The organism is Archangium sp. (assembly GCF_036388035.1).
Lineage (GTDB): Bacteria > Myxococcota > Myxococcia > Myxococcales > Myxococcaceae > Archangium.
Genome location: NZ_DASVSO010000849.1, coordinates 13217 through 27501, shown reverse-complemented (window position 1 = coordinate 27501; position 14285 = coordinate 13217). Strand labels below are relative to the sequence as shown.

The 14285-nt window shown below is 74.2% G+C and carries 6 protein-coding genes; 4 read left to right on the top strand and 2 right to left on the bottom strand.

Features of this window, described 5'->3' with window-relative positions; translation table 11 throughout:
* The first annotated feature begins 669 nt into the window (after positions 1 to 669).
* The 4 genes from VF697_RS35170 to ddpX are packed head-to-tail and all read left to right on the top strand — an operon-like array spanning position 670 to position 12152.
* Positions 670 to 10212, top strand: a complete 9543-nt coding sequence (locus VF697_RS35170) for a flagellar hook-length control protein FliK (protein ID WP_331101967.1) — start codon at positions 670 to 672, stop codon at positions 10210 to 10212.
* Positions 10213 to 10224: 12 nt separating this feature from the next.
* Positions 10225 to 10842 (top strand): hypothetical protein, encoded by a 618-nt coding sequence (locus VF697_RS35165; protein ID WP_331101965.1) that lies wholly within the window; start codon positions 10225 to 10227, stop codon positions 10840 to 10842.
* On the top strand, positions 10829 to 11527 hold the full coding sequence (gene queC / locus VF697_RS35160; RefSeq protein WP_331101963.1) for a 7-cyano-7-deazaguanine synthase QueC: 699 nt from the start codon (positions 10829 to 10831) through the stop codon (positions 11525 to 11527). The genes VF697_RS35165 and queC overlap by 14 nt, the downstream gene beginning before the upstream one ends.
* 1 nt (position 11528) lies before the next feature.
* The gene (ddpX, locus tag VF697_RS35155; RefSeq protein ID WP_331101961.1) at positions 11529 to 12152 is read left to right on the top strand and encodes a D-alanyl-D-alanine dipeptidase; all 624 of its coding nucleotides are present in this window, start codon (positions 11529 to 11531) and stop codon (positions 12150 to 12152) included.
* A gap of 1 nt (position 12153) precedes the next feature.
* Here ddpX and VF697_RS35150 read toward each other — a convergent pair whose 3' ends face one another.
* Positions 12154 to 13359 (bottom strand): threonine synthase, encoded by a 1206-nt coding sequence (locus VF697_RS35150; protein WP_331101959.1) that lies wholly within the window; start codon positions 13357 to 13359, stop codon positions 12154 to 12156.
* Positions 13360 to 13406: 47 nt separating this feature from the next.
* Positions 13407 to 14243 carry an aldose epimerase gene (locus VF697_RS35145; RefSeq protein ID WP_331101957.1) on the bottom strand — a complete coding sequence of 279 codons (837 nt, stop codon included), beginning with the start codon at positions 14241 to 14243 and terminating at the stop codon, positions 13407 to 13409.
* Positions 14244 to 14285: the final 42 nt, after the last annotated feature.

The window sequence follows — 14285 nt, the reverse complement described above, 5'->3', positions numbered from 1 at the left end:
TGCGGCCCAGGGACACCTGCTCACCGAGGTAGACCTCGCCCATGCCACCAGCTCCGACGAGCTGGAGCACGCGGAAGCGGCCATCGAGGACGAGAGTACCGGAGTCGATCACGGGCGCTGCATCTTCGCCGGAAATGGGGGGCGCGGGCAGGGGCGCCGCGTGAAGTAACGGCGCTACTCTGCCTGCCCTCCAGCCAGTGTGACAGCAAAACCCTACGCCCCGTCTCCCCAGGGGCCCTCCCAGATGACTCGAAGTGAACCTCTCCCGTGTAGCTGCGGAACTCACTTTAAAAAGCAAAAGCCGTATTTATTGCCAGATACGGAAGCCCTGGGGCGCTTCCCGTTCGCGAGCCTTTCCATCCCGAATCGCTTGAGGAGTGCTTTCGTCATGGGGCAGAGCATGGAGGTGACGAAGTACTCGCCGAGCGGCGACTGGGCCTACGGGTTCGCCTACGGCAACGTGAACAAGTGGGGCTGGGTGCAGAACGGCTGGTTCTGCAACTAGTCGCTCCCCGGCCGACCCCGCACGAGCGTGTCAGCGGCTGCCCCGCTGCTGCTCGTGCGGGCGGGAGTGCCGCCCCGCCTGCCCTCCGGCCGGGGGAACAGCAAAAATTCCGGGGGCTTAGGCCGCGTGGTAACTTCGGGCGCTCCTTATAGCCACCCCCGCAGATGGCCACCGACAGCGACTCCCCCAAGCCCGCGTCCGAAGCGCAAGCCGCCACCCCAGAGCTGCGTCTGTTGGATCGTCGCGCCTTCGTGGGGTTTCCGCCCCTGGAGCTGGCGCCGGGACTGTCCATCGCCGACTTCGCGCTGCAGATTCCGGACGTCACCTTCCCCTTCAACGTCAGCTCGGGCGCCTCTCGCTACCAGCGCAAGAAGCTCCTCTTCGGCTTCCTGGAGCTGCACGTCGACGCGGAGCTGGTGGCGCGCAAGGTGGCGGAGCTCGCCGGGCGCGTGGCGGGCCTCGAGGCGCTGAAGCTGCACTTCCGCCCCGGCTACCTGGAGGGCCAAGCCTTCCTCCAGGCCCCGGAGCGCACCCCGCTCACCTTCAAGGTGGCCTTCGACGCCGACGGCGAGCGGCTCGCCCTCTACCTCTACGACGTGCGCCTGTACGGCTTCGCCTCCACGCCGTCGGTGCAGGTGCCCGGCCTGCTCGCCGCCACCGTGGCCGGGCTGGGCCTGCTGCCCGAGGTGGAGGTGCGGGGCGCCACCGGCTTCTCCACCCGCGTGCTGCCCGCGCTCTGCCAGAAGGCCGCCGTCAGCCGGGGCTTCAAGCTGCCCGCGCTCGACACCGCGCGCCTCTCCTCCGCCGAGGTGAGCAGCGCGGGCCTGCGCCTGCGCTTCACCTCCGGGGGCCTGCCGCCGCCGGCCCCGCCCGACGAGGAGCTGCTGCTGGCCCTCGAGGGTGCCCGTGCCTTCGCGGATGCCGAGGCCCTCCTCGCCCAGGGCCGGCTCGCCGAGGCGCGCGAGGCCTACCTCCAGGCCGGGGACGCGCAGGACGCCCACCCCTTCGCCGCCGAGCGTCTGCTGTCGCTGCTCGTGGCGGATCCGCAGGCGCACGACCTCGCCCTGGACCTCGCGGCCACGCTGCTGCGCCGCCGCGAGAAGAGCCCCGCCGCCCTCTGGGGCGAGGCTGTGGTGCGCGAGCGCCGGGGGGAGCACGCCCGCGCCGCCGAGCGCTTCCTCGCCCTGTGCGCCCTGTCGCGCCGCGCCTCCGAGGAGGCCGCCGCCTTCTTCTCCGCCGAGGCCGCCGCTCGCGCCGCCCGCGACCACGCGCCCCAGGTGGCGGTGAAGGCCCTGCACGAGGTGCTCGGCCTCAAGCCGGACCACCTGCCTTCCCTCAAGGCCCTCGCGCGCGCCTCGGACCAGAGCCGTGACCGCGCCGGTGCCGTGCGCGCCTACCGCCGCATCGCCGCGCTCGCCAGAGACCCCGCCGAGGCCGCGGATGCCCACGTGCACCTCGCGCGCCTGTGCGCCCAGACGGAGGACGACGTCGCCGGCGCCCGCCTGCACTGCGAGGCCGCGCTGCGCCTCTCGCCGGATCAGCCGGATGCGCTGTTGTTGCTGGGTGAGCTGTGCCACCGCGGCGGCGAGCACCTGCGCGCCCTCAAGGCCCTGGACCGTCTGCGCGAGGTGGCCATGGCCCGCCACGAGCTCGACCGCGTGGGGCGCGCCAACCTCATGGCCGGCCGCATCTGGGAGCTGGGCCTCCAGCAACCGGACAACGCGCTGCTGCGCTACCGCGAGGCCGTGTCGCTGCTGCCCGGCGAGCCCGAGCCCCTCTTCGCCACCGCGCGCGTGGCCGAGTCCCTCGGCAAGCTGCAGGAGGCGCTCTCCGGCTACCAGCAGGCGCTGGAGCTCGCCGGCCCCGCCCCGCGCTCCGAGTCCATTCGCCAGGCCGCGCACCAGAGCCACCACGCCCTGGCGCGCCTGTACCGCACGAAGCTCGGCGACCCCGCCCGTGCCCGCGAGCACCTGGAGGCCGCGCTCGCGTTGGACCCGCGCGACACCGCCGCGCTCGACGAGCTGATTCCCTACTTCCGTGCCACCGGCCGGGCCCAGGAGCTCGCCGAGGCGCTGGAGAAGGCCGCCGCCGTCCACGAGGAGCCCGGCCGTCGCGCCGCCCTCTGGGCCGAGGCCGGTGAGCTGTTCCGCGGCCGGCTGCAACAGCCCGAGAAGGCCGAGCGACTCCTCACCTCCGCGCTGGAGGCCGACCCCGACTACAAGCCCGCGCTGGAGTCCATGCTCTCGCTCGCCGAGGCGCGCCGCGACGGAGGGCTGCTCACCCGCTGCCTCTCCGCCCTCGCGCGCCTCACCTCCGAGCCCAAGGAGCGCGCGCAGAAGTACCGCCGCCTCGCCGTGGCCGCGCGCGACCTCGCCTTTGACCTGGACCTCGCCGCCACCGCGCTGTTGGAGGTGCTGAAGGCCGAGCCGGATGACCTGCCCACCCTGGGCGAGCTGTGTGCCCTTCAGCGCAAGCGCTCGGACATGGCGGGCCTGGCCAGTGCCCTGGACGAGCGGGCGCGCGTGGCCGAGGCCCAGGGCGACAAGCGGCTGGCGGCCGCGGCGCTGCGTGAGCTGTCCAATGTGCTGGAGGCCCGGCTGGGCCGTCTCGGCGAGGCGCTGGTGGCCCTGGAGAAGGCCGCGCGCCTCTCCCCGGACCAGGCCGTGCTGCTGGAGCTGGCGGACCTCTCGCTGCGCTGCGAGCGCCCCGAGCACGCCCGGCGCGCGCTGGAGACGCTGCTGTCCACCCTGCCGCGCACCACCGCGCCCGAGCGCCTCGCGGACATCCGCTCGCGCCTGGGCCGCGCCTGCGAGCTGATGGGAGACCGCGAGGCCGCCATCGCCGCCTACGCCCAGGCCTTCCCGCTGCGCCGCCTCGACGACGTGCTCGCCTCCCACCTGGAGGCCCTCTACACCGAGGCCGGTGAGACGCGGGAGCTGGCCGAGCTGTGGGCCACGCGTGCCCAGGCCCTCGTCGCCGCCGAGCGCGCCGCCGAGGCCGCGCCCCTCTTCCTTCAGAGCGCCCGCGTCCTCCTGGAGCGCGGGGAGAAGGGCCCCGCCCTCCTGCGCCTGTCCGCCGCGCTCGACGCGAGCCCCTCGGGCCCGCTGGCCGCCGAGGCCCTCGATACGCTCGCCGAGCTGGAGCTGGAGCGCGGGGAGAAGCTGGAGGCCGCCCGGCTCTTCGCGCGCAAGGCCGCGCTGGTGGCCGATGCCCGTGCCGGCGCGAAGCTCCTCTTCCGTGCCTCCGTGCTCGCCATGGGCACCAGCCGCGAGGAGGCCTTCCTCGCCGAGGCCCTGGAGCGCGATGCCTCCTTCGCTCCCGCGCGCACCCGCCGTGGTGAGCTGCGGCTGCAGGCGGACCCCCGCGCCGCCCTGGAGGACTTCGAGGCCGTGCTCGCGCTGCCTCCGGCGGACCCGGACGCGCTCCGCGAGGAGGAGCTGCTGGAGCTGACCCGCCGCGCCGCTTCCGCCGCGGTGCGCGCGGGCCGCTCGGACTCCGCCCGCCGCCTGCTGGCGCAGTACTGCACCCTGGCTCCCGAGGACCTCGAGGCCCGCGTGGAGCTCGCCGGCCTGCACCGCAAGGCGGGCGCTCGCGAGCCGCTGGCGGACCTGCTCGCCACGTTGTGGCCGCGCCTCTCCGGGGACGCGCGCCGCTCCGCCCGCCGCGAGCTGACCGAGCTGTCCCTCGCCCTCGGCCGCACCGCCGAGGCCGCCGACGCCCTGCGCAGTCTGCTCGCCGAGGAGCCCCACGACGCGTGGGCCACCCAGGCCCTGCTGGAGCTGCTGCCCCCGCCGGGCACTGGCACCGCTCAGGAGGAGTCCGAGCGCCTCGCGCTGCTGGGCACCCTCATCTCCGCCGCCGAGGGCGAGGCCCGCGCCGAGCTGCTCGCCCGCCGCGCCGCCCTCCACCGCAACGCCGGCCGCTCCCAGGCCGCGCGCGATGACTTCCTCGCGGCCACGAAGCTCGCCCGGAGGCCCGCGCCCCTGTGGCTCGCCCTCGCCGCGCTCGCCCGCGAGGCGGGAGATGAGGTCGGGGAGCTGCACGCGTGGCGCAACGTCGTCGCCTCCGAGCCCGAGCTGGCCGAGCGCGCCCGTGCCCGTCTCCTCGCGCTCGCCTCCGCGCTGGTGGAGAAGGACGCGCGCGCTGCCGCCCGCGAGGCCCTGCTCGCCGCCGTGGAGCTGCCGCTGTCTCCGGCCGAGCGCTGTGATGCCTTCTTCGCCCTCGCCACGCTCGAGCGCCGCGACGGGCAGGTGGACGCCGAGGTGGAGGCGCTCGCCGAGGCCGCGCGCCAGGGCCCCACGCCCCGCCGCGTGGAAGCGCTGCTGGTGCGCGCGGGCCTCCTCGAGAGGGCTGGGAAGCTCTCCGAGTCCGCCGCCAGCCTGGAGGCCGCGCTCTCCCTCGCCCCGCGCCATGCCGGGGCCACCATCGCGCTCCAGCGGGTGCTGCGGAACCTGGAGGACTGGGCCCGGCTCGCCGACGTGCTCGCCGCCGAGGCCCCGCACGCGCCTCCCGCCGAGGCCGCCGCCCTCTACGCCGAGCTGGGCACCCTCCACTTGGAGCGCCTGGAGCAGCCCGAGGCCGCCGAGGCCGCGCTGCGGCAGTCGGTGCGTCTGGCTCCCTCGGAGCTCGGGGTGCGCCGCCGGCTCGTGGCGCTCGTCGCGGACCGGGGGGACTTCGCCGAGGCCTCGAAGCTCCTCGAGGTCACCCCGGAGGACATCGCTCCCGCCGAGGCCGCCGCCCTCCTGCGCGAGGGGGCCGCCCACGCCCGCTCCGCCGGGGACATGGGGCGCGCCCTCGACATGGCCCGCCGTGCCCATGCGCTCGTCCCCGCCCGGGACGCGCAGCTCTCCGAGCTGGCCGAGCTCCTCTTCCTCCACGGGGATGTGAAGGAGGCGCTGCCCCTGCAGGAGCAGCTCGCCGCCGCCGCCGACTTCGCCACCGAGTCCGAGCGCGCCGAGAAGGCCTGGCTGCGCCTGGGCGCGCTCGCGGAGAAGCTCGGAGATGCCCGGCGCGCGGTGTCCGCCTACAAGCGGCTCCTCGCCGAGCGCCCGCTGAATGAAGTGGCCGTGCAGCGCCTCGCCGCGCTGCTGGAGAAGGACGAGCCCCGCGCCGCCTTCGACGTGCTCGTCTCCCACGCGCGCGCCCTGCCTCCCTGCGAGGACACCGCCCAGCGGCTCGTCGTGCTCTCGGAGCGCGCCCGGGACTCCCTGGCCGACTCCACCCTCGCCGCCACCCTGCTGGCGCGCGCGGCCGAGATGGCCACGGAGCCGCTGCCGCTGCACCAGTCGCTCGCCAGCCTCTACCGTGACGCGGGCCGCGTCCCCGAGCTGATGGCCCAGCTCCAGGTGGTGGCCGCGCTCTGCCAGGAGACGGGAGACGCCGACGGCGCCATCGACGCCTGCGCGGAGCACGCGCGCCTGGCCGAGGAAGCCGGCCGCGTGGACGAGTCCCTGCGCTCGCTGGAGGCGCTGCGCTTCCTCCTGGAGGAGGAGGGCCGCGAGGCCGAGGCCGCCGACACCGAGCGCCACCGCGCGGAGATGCTGCGCGACGCGAAGCTGGACCTGCCCGCCGCCGAGGCGGCGCTGGAGCGGGCCTTCTCGCTCTCCGAGCATCTCGACACGGCGCGCATGGGCATGGAGCTGGCCGTGCGCCGGGACGACTCCGCCGCCGAGGCCCGCTGGCTGGAGCGCGCCCTGCCGCTGCTGCCCGGGACGTGGGAGACGGCCGTGTCGCTGCTGCGGCTGGCGAAGCTCCACCTCGACGCGCTGGGCGACTCCGCCAAGGCCGAGGGCTTCCTGCGCGAGGCGCTCCGCCACGACCGCTCCCTCGAGGAGGCCGAGACGCTCCTGTGCGAGCTGCTCGAGCGCGAGGGCCGCGTGGCCGAGCTGGCCTCGTTCCTCGAGGACTCCGCCTCGCTCGAGGAGGATGCCCGCCGCCGCGTGCAGCGGCTGCTGCGTGCCGCCACCCTCTACCGCGAGCACGCCGGACGCCCCGAGGCCGCCGTCATCGCGATGCTCGCCGCGCGCGCGGCGCAGCCGGATGACCTGGAGCTCACCCGTCAGACGGCGGACCTGCTCCACGAGCTGGGCCGTGCCGAGGACGCCGCCGAGTTCGACGCCCTCCTGCTGGAGACGGACCCCTTCCGGGAGCCCGTCTACGCGCGCCACCGCGCCTTCCTCTCCGAGTCGGGTGAGTCCCAGTCGCTCGCCGCGCTGATGCTCCGCCGCGCCCAGCGGCAGCCGCCCCTGGAGGCCGCCGAGAGCTACCTCGCCGCCGCCAAGGCCTTCCGCGAGGGCGGTGCGCTGGAGCGTGCGCTGCTGTGCGAGGACCAGGCCTTCGAGCTCGCCCCCTCCAGCCCCGAGGCCTTCCACCTGCTGCGCACCCGTGCCGCCGGGGACGTGCGCCGGCTGGCCGAGCTGCTCTCCCTGCGCGCCGCCGCCGTGCCGCCCGAGCAGGCCCTGCCGCTGCTGCGCGAGCGCGCGGACCTGTTGCTGAAGGCGGGGGAAGCCCTGCTCGCCGCCCAGGCCTTCGACGACTACCTCGCCAAGGCGGGAGACGACACGGACGTGCTGGCCACGCGCGCCGAGCTGGCCGCCGAGGGTGGTGGCCCCAACGCGGCTCAGCCGTATGACCGGCGCCTGCTCGCCGCGGGTGGTGAGGCGCTCCCCGTCCCGGTACGCGTGCGCACGCACCTGCGGCTCGGCCATGCCTCGCTGTCCTCCGGTGCGTACCGGGACGCCGCCGAGTCCTTCGAGGCCGTGGTGACGCTCGACCCCGAGGGCGAGCGCGGACAGGAAGCGCTGTCCCTCCTCTCCGAGGTGTACGGCCGCACCGGCAATACGAAGGGCCTCTACCGGGCCTCGCTGAAGCTCGCGCGCAAGGCGGACGCCCCCACGGCCGAGGTGCTGTACCGCCGCGCCGCCGACCTCTTCGAGGACCCGAAGGACTCCATCGACGCGCTGCTCCACCTGGCGCGCCTGCGTCCCGCGGATGACAGCGTCATCGACCGGGCCGTGCGGGGCCTGCGCGCCCTGGGCCGCCCCGCGGACCTGCTCGCCGTCTACGAGGCGGGGGCGCATGCCGCCGGGGGCGCTCGTGCCGCGGAGCTGTTGCTGGCCGCCGCCGAGGTCGCCACGGCCCAGCTCGATGACCCGCGGCGCGCCATGGCCCTCCGAGAGCGCGCGGCCGATGCGGACCCGTCCAACGTGGTCGCGCTCCGTGCCCGCGTGGAGGGCCTGCGCCAGAAGGGTGACGCGGCCCGGCTGCTGGAGTCGCTCGAGCGGCTGGTGTCGTTGACGGAGGACGCCGACGAGGCCTCCCTCCTGCGCCTGGAGCTGGCCTCGCTGGCCAGTGCCGCCGGCCGTCAGCCGCTCGCCCGCGAGGTGCTGGAGGTGGTGGTGGCCCGTGGTACCGCCGGCGCCGGTTACGCCGAGGCCCTGGAGGCCCTGGAGCCGCTGCTCAGGGAGGAGCCGGGCCGTCTCGCCGAGGTGCGGCTGGCCCGCGCGGAGCTGCTCTCCAACACGGAGCGCCGGGAGCTGCTGCTGTCGGCGGCGCGTGACTTCGAGTCCGCCGGCCATCTCCCGGAGGCGCTGCGCGCGGCGCGTGCCGCCATCTCCGTCGAGGCGGACGTGGAGGCGCTGCGGCTGGTGGCCCGGCTGCACCAGGCCTCCAAGGAGCCCGGTCGCGCGGCCCAGGCGCTGTTGCAGGCGGCCCGTCTCGCGTACTCCGCCCAGCGTCCCGCGCTGTTGCTGGAGGCGGCGGACCTGTGGGAGTCCGCGGGCGAGCGCGCCGAGGCCCTCGAGGTGGTGGAGCGGCTGGCCACCGAGGCCCCGGGCACGCTGGGACCGGCGGAGCTGTCCGAGCGCTTCCACCGGCTGGGCGCCTCCGCGCGTGCCGTCGAGGTGGGCTTCGGGCCCATGCTCGAGTCCGGAGATGCGGCCGGGGCGCTCGCGCTCGCCGAGCGGGCCGGGGACGCGGACCGGGCCCGTCAGGCGCGCTGGGCCCTGGTGGCGCGGCCGGACACGGACGTCTCGCACGTCACGGACCTGGCCGACGCCCTGCGCTCCGAGGACGACTGGGTGGGGTTGATGCGGCTGGCGGACCTGCTCGCGCAGTGGGACGCCCCCTCGGCCACGAACCTGTGGGACGAGGTTCTGCGCGCGGAGGGCATCGCCCCCGAGCTGCGCCTGCGGGCCCTGGAGTCGCTCGCGACGGCGCCGGCCTTCTCCGAGTGCCTGTACAGCCTGCTGTCGGGACTCTCTGGCTACCCGGAGGTGCTCGCCGAGGCGGTGCTCACCCACGTCCGGGCCCTGCCGGTGGAGGAGCGCCTGGAGGCCCTGTCCGAGGCGGCGGAGGGCTGGCCGGAGCGGCGCGGCAAGCTGCTGCGCGAGCGCTTCCGGTTGCAGCGTGACGGCGGCGACACGGCGGGCGCGGCGGAGACGCTGGGCCTGCTCATCCTGCTCGAGACGGACCCCAAGGCGCGTGCCAGCCTCCACGTGGAGCATGGCGACATGCTCATGTGGGCGGGCGACAAGGCGCGTGCGCAGGAGGCCTTCGAGAAGGCCCTCGCGGACGCTCCGGGGACGATCCGCGCGCTGGAGTTCCTGCTGCCCATCTACGAGGAGAGGCGGGACCATGCGCGCTTCGTGATGGCGGCGGAGCAGCTCGCGGCGATTCTCGCCGGCCCGGCCGCGATGGGGCTGTGGCGCGAGCGCCTCGCGGAGGCCTACGAGGCCCTCGGCCGGCTGCCGGAGGCCGCCGAGCAGCTCAAGCTGTTGCCGGAGACGCCGGAGCGGCTGGAGCACCGCGTGCGTCTCGCCGAGGCCCAGGGCCTCACGGGCGAGGCCCTGCAACTGCGCGAGCGTCTCACCGAGGACCCCGCGCGGCTCGAGGGAATCCTCCGCCAGTACCTGGACGCGCAGCTGGTGGTGTTCGCGGTGCGCCTGGCCGAGCGGCTCTACCAGGCGGGCCAGCTCTCGCCGGAGGCCAGGCGCCTGGTGGCGGAGCGGCTGGCGCCCACCTACGAGGGAGCGGCGCTGGCCATTCACCTCTGGCCCGAGCTGCTGCGGCAGCAACCGGTGGACGCGGACGGGTGGACGCTCTACGCCGAGGCGCTGAGGGCCAGCAACGATGCCCCGATGGAGGTGGCGCGCGTGGACGGCTTCGGCGCGGCGCTCGTCTCCAGCACGGAGGCGGCCCCGGCGGCGACGCTCTCGCCGGTGGCTCGGCCCGAGGGCTTCCGCCACCCGCTGCCTCCGGACGCGGTGCCCGTGACGGGCGAGCGGATGCCCCGCCTGCACGCGGCCCTGCTGTCCACGCTGCGGGCGCTGGACGCGAAGGACCTGCGCGTCTTTGTGGACCCGGCGGGCGGCGTGGAGGCCTACCTCACGTCCCCGGACGAGCTGGTGCTGGGGGCGGGCGCACTGGCCTGCTTCGGCCTGGTGGAGCTGAGCTACCTCTGCGCGCTGGCGGTGTGCCTGGGCGCGGCTGGCGAGTCGCTGTCCCGGCCCGGTGCGGTGCCCGGCTTCGACGAGGCGGCGGTGGCGGCCTTCCGCGCGGTGCCGGCGTCGCTCGCCGCGTCGCGCGTGCTGGCGCACCTGTCGCCCGAGGTGCGCGGCTCCAACCCCGCCACGGTGGACGTGGGCACGGTGCTGCGGACGAGTCCAGCGTTCCGCGCGGTGGCCCTCGCCGCCCTGGAGGTCGTGTAACCTCGCGCTCCCATGCCCGCCTCACGCTTGCTGCCCCTGCTGCTCATCCCCGTGCTCGCCCTCATCGGCGCCTGTGTGTCCGAGACGGTGTACCCGGGGGATCTCACCGTCGGCACGTTCGACTTCCAGGCCCAGGCGAACTGGGCGCGCACGGACTGCAAGCCGGACAGCGGTGACTTCAAACAGTTGGTGGATGGAGGCTTCGGCTTCGCGGGCACCTTCTCGCGCGACAGCGTGGACGGTGGGGTGTGGTTCACCATCGACGGCTTCTCGCGCAGGGGCACCTACGAGGCCGCGGGGCAGCGCTACACCACCAACCACCGGGCCGCGGCGCAAATCCCGAGCTGTGGCGAGGGCTGCGAGGGCGCGCAGATCGAAGAGACGATGTCGGTGGTGGTGCTCAGCGACAGCCAGGACCGCGTCATTGGCAGCAAGTGCGCGAACCTGCCGGATGGTGGCCTGCCGGATGGCTCGGTGCCGGGTCCCACCGTCAATGGGTACGACGCCGAGCGGGCCTGCGGAGAGCTGAAGGTGGTATTCCTGCCGGGCAACAAGGGCTGCAAGTGCACGACGTCGTGCGCGGCGGTGTACGGCGTGGAAGGGAAGCGGCGCTTCAATGGCGGCAACTAAGAAGGCAGTGGTGCTGCTGTCGGGCGGGCTGGACTCCACCACCTGCCTGGCGATGGCCAAGGCGGAAGGCTTCGAGCCGGTGTGCCTCGCGGTGGCCTACGGGCAGCGGCACGCGGTGGAGCTGGAGCGGGCGCGGCGGGTGGCGCAAGCCCTGGGCGTGAAGGACTTCCGGGTGGTGACGGTGGACCTGCGGCAGGTAGGCGGTTCGGCATTGACGGCGGACATCGACGTGCCCAAGGACCGACCCGAGGGCGAGATGTCCCACGGCATCCCCATCACCTACGTGCCGGCGCGCAACGCGCTCTTCCTGTCGCTGGCGCTGGGGCTGGCGGAGGTGGTGGGCGCGAGCGACCTCTACATCGGCGTGAACGCGGTGGACTACAGCGGCTACCCGGACTGCCGGCCCGAGTTCATCCACGCCTTCGAGGGCATGGCGACGCTGGCCACGAAGGCGGGGGTAGAGGGCACGCGCTTCAAGGTGCACGCGCCGCTGTCGGGGATGAGCAAGGCGGACATCATCCGCGCGGGCGTGAAGCTGGGCGTGGACTACGGGATGACGCACTCCTGCTACGACCCGGACTCGGGGGGGCGGGCGTGTGGACGGTGCGACAGCTGCGTGCTGCGGCGCAGGGGATTCGAGCAGGCGGGGGTGCCGGACCCCACGCCCTACGTGGAGGGAGCCTGAGATGGCGGGACCAGCAAGCGTGGCATTGGGACTGTGGCTCGCCGCGGGGGGCGCGCCGGTGGTGGACGCCACCGAGGTGGTGAAGGACCTGGTGTTGGACATGAAGTACGCCACGCCGGACAACTTCCTGAAGCAGAAGGTGTACCCGGACGGGGCGCGCTGCCTGCTGCGGCCCGAGACGGCCGAGCGGCTGGCGAAGGCGGCGGACACGCTGCGCAAGCAGGGCTACCGGCTGAAGGTCTACGACTGCTACCGGCCCATCGCCGTGCAGTGGCAGATGTGGAAGATCTACCCGCACCCGGGCTACGTGGCGAACCCCAAGAAGGGCGGCAACCACAACCGGGGAGCGGCGGTGGACCTGACGCTGGTGACGATGGACGGCGCCGAGGTGGAGATGCCCACGGCGTTCGACTCGTTCGAGAAGTCGGCGCACCACGGGTACGCGGGAGGCACGGAGGCCTCGCGCAAGCACCGCGAGATTCTGCGCGCGGCCATGGAAGGCGCCGGCTTCAAGCGGAACCCGATGGAGTGGTGGCACTACGATCTGCCGGGAGCCACGAAGCTCCCGGTGCTGGACGTGCCCTTCACGAAAGAGACCGAGGCCCCCAAGCCCCAGCAACCCTGACTCACAGGGTCGCGTTGAGCTCGAGCACGGGCAGCTTGGGGCTCATCACGTCCGGGTACTTGATGCCCGCGCCGGTGTTGAGCAGCAGCACGCGCTGGCCGGCGTTCAACCACCCGTCGCGCAGCAGCATGCGCGCGGCGCCCACGAGCGCCGCGCCCTCGGGGCAGATGAAGGCGCCCTCCAGGCGGCTGATGCGCTCCAGGCCCCACAGGGTGTCGGCATCGGGCACGGCGACGCAGGTGCCCCCCGTCTCGCGCACGGCCTGGAGCACGAGGAAGTCCCCGAGCGCCTTGGGCACGCGGATGCCCTGGGCCACGGTGGACGCTCCCTCCCACTTCTCGGAGACGTCCTTGCCCTCGCGGAAGGCTTTCACGATGGGCTGGCAGCCCTCGGCCTGCACGGCGACGAGCTTGGGGAAGCGCACGTTCTCCGGCAGCCAGCCCAGCTCGCGCATCTCCAGCAGCGCCTTGTAGATGCCGATGATGCCCACGCCGCCACCCGTGGGGTAGAGGATGACGTCCGGCAGGCTCCAGCCGAGCTGCTCGGCGATCTCGTACCCCATCGTCTTCTTGCCCTCGATGCGGTAGGGCTCCTTGAGCGTGGCGGCCTCGAACCAGCCGTGCGCCTTGGCCGAGCGGCCGACGATGGCTCCGGCATCCGTAATCTGCCCCCGCACCATGTACGCGCGGGCACCCACGGCCGTGGCCTCCAGCACGCTCATGGCGGGCGCATCGGTGGGCATCACCAGGGTGACGGACATGCCGGCGCGAGCGCCGTAGCTGGCCCAGGCGCCCCCGGCGTTGCCGTTGGTGGGCATGGCGAGCGCGGTGATGCCCAGCTCCTTCGCCCGGCTGACGCCCGTGGCGGCGCCGCGCGCCTTGAAGGAGGCGGTGGGGTTGAGCCCCTCGTCCTTCAGCCACAAGTCGGGCAGGCCGAGCTCGGTCCCCAGGCGCGGGAGGGGGAAGAGCGGCGTCATGCCCTCGCCGAGGGAGACGATGTTCTTGTCCTCGCGCACGGGCAGCAGCTCGCGGTAGCGCCACAGCGAGGAGACGCGGCCGGCGAGGTCGGCGGGGCGCACGGCCCGGGCGGCGGCCTTCAAGTCATAGCGCACGAGCAGCGGGCCACCGCAGTCGCACAGGTTCTGGACCCGGTCCGCGTCATGCGTCTTGCGGCAGCGGGAGCATTCGAGATGGGAGAGGAAGGACATGGTTCAGGCTCCGTGCGGGGTGTGTAGCACGAAGCCCCGCCGCGCCTTCACCGGACGAAGCGCGCCATGGGCTCGACGCTGAGCTCGAACTCGGAGGCGAAGGTGGCCCCGGGGGCGAGGGTGTGCAGCCCGCGGCCCGTCTTCAGTGCGCCCCCGGGCGCCGTCCACGGCTCGACGCAGACGAAGTCACGGCCGGCGAGCGTCCACACCACCAGCGTGGTGAAGGAGGGGCTCCAGGCGAGCTCCACCGGACGCAGCCCCGGCCCGCGCTCGAGCGTGGTGCCCTGCAGCGAGTGGTCGAGCAGGTGCAGGTCCACCTCGGGCCCGGTGAGCTCCCACCCGGGGAAGGGGACGGTGGCGCCCTGGCGGTTGTCCCAGGCGCGCGAGGCATCGGTCTCGACGCTGGCGACGGCCTTGTGGGCCTGGGGCACGTAGAAGTACGGGTGGTAGCCGAGGTGCAGCGGCATGGGCCGCGAGTCCCGGTTCTCGGCGGTGAAGGAGAGGTGGAGCGCGGTGCCCGCCAGCGTCACGGCGAGGAGCGCCTCGAAGCGCCAGGGAAACTCGCGCAGCGTCTGCTCCGAGTGCCCGAGCGCGAGCACCACGCGCGAGGCCTCCTGGGTGCGCACCTCCCAGGGCAGGTCGCGGGCGAAGCCATGGCGGCGCATGGGGTACTCGAGGCGGTCCACGCTGTACGTGCCCCCGGGGATGACGCCGGGCGAGGGGAAGAGCACGGGGATGCCGCCACGCACGTTTTTGGTGGGGTCGGCGAGGGTGCTCTCGTCGAGGAAGAGGATGGGCTCGCCCTCGACGATGAAGCGGGTGACGAGCGCGCCCCGCTCGGGGGCGACCTCGGCGCGAGAGGCGCCATCCGTGAGCACCACCATGTTGGCCTCCTGGGCCCGTGCGAGACACGGCGCGTGGGCGGG

What these genes read in the sequence shown, in the direction of transcription:
- VF697_RS35165 (WP_331101965.1), top strand. Translation starts at nt 10,225, where the DNA reads ATGCCCGCCTCACGCTTGCTGCCCCTGCTGCTCATCCCCGTGCTCGCC.
- VF697_RS35145 (WP_331101957.1), bottom strand. Translation starts at nt 14,243, where the DNA reads ATGGTGGTGCTCACGGATGGCGCCTCTCGCGCCGAGGTCGCCCCCGAG.
- VF697_RS35150 (WP_331101959.1), bottom strand. Translation starts at nt 13,359, where the DNA reads ATGTCCTTCCTCTCCCATCTCGAATGCTCCCGCTGCCGCAAGACGCAT.
- VF697_RS35170 (WP_331101967.1), top strand. Translation starts at nt 670, where the DNA reads ATGGCCACCGACAGCGACTCCCCCAAGCCCGCGTCCGAAGCGCAAGCC.
- ddpX (WP_331101961.1), top strand. Translation starts at nt 11,529, where the DNA reads ATGGCGGGACCAGCAAGCGTGGCATTGGGACTGTGGCTCGCCGCGGGG.
- queC (WP_331101963.1), top strand. Translation starts at nt 10,829, where the DNA reads ATGGCGGCAACTAAGAAGGCAGTGGTGCTGCTGTCGGGCGGGCTGGAC.